General features: G+C 44.1%; 1 pseudogene. It reads left to right on the top strand.

The window, feature by feature from the left end:
• A pseudogene (locus KIV40_RS30495) lies at positions 1–234 on the top strand (c-type cytochrome); the annotation flags it as partial.
• Positions 235–724: the final 490 nt, after the last annotated feature.

The raw sequence follows: 724 nt of genomic DNA, 5'->3' as shown, positions 1-724 counted from the left end.
CACCGCGGGTGACGCTGAACGCGGCCTAACAGCATGTATTGCTTGTCACGGTCCACGTGGTAACGGTACAGAGCTATCTGGTTTCCCTAAGATTTCTGGCCAGCATGCAGAATACATCAAGCTGCAACTTGAGAAGTTCCGCGATGGTAGCCGTAACTACGACATGAATGCGATGATGCGTGATGTAGCTAAAAAGCTGACACCTTATCGAAGTACGTTGGTGGTCTACACTAATTTGTCGGTTTCTCGCTCTTAGCCAGAGTGAAGAAATGTACGTTCGAGCAAGATTTAGGATGCGCCCTAGCCATGATTGGCTGGGGCGTTGTCTTTTCTATAGGGTATATTGATTGTTGGTGTGATCAGATTGGCATTATTTATGAGTGTTCATTTGCTGTACAAAAAGTGTGAAGCTGCGCTCTTGTCGTTTTTTGATAAATGAGTAAAGTAGGCGCCATCAGCTTGGAGCTGAAATCGATATGGATGATCGTCTAGTCTAACGGTATAGACAGAAACGGATCAGGCTAGGATAGCCCAGCGACAAGGTGTTAGAAACGGATAGCCAAAATTCATCAGGGTGATGAACAACAAACAAATTTGGCAGGGAAAGCACCAATAACAAATGGAGATTTGTGTACCAAGTTGAGTATGCAAACTTTGGCCAATATAGGCAGATTTAGGGAGCGATAGGTCTTCCTATCGCTTTTTTTATTGATTTGATGAAAAA

Source organism: Vibrio sp. D173a (genome assembly GCF_030248475.1).
This window is presented reverse-complemented; position numbering and strand designations above follow the sequence as displayed.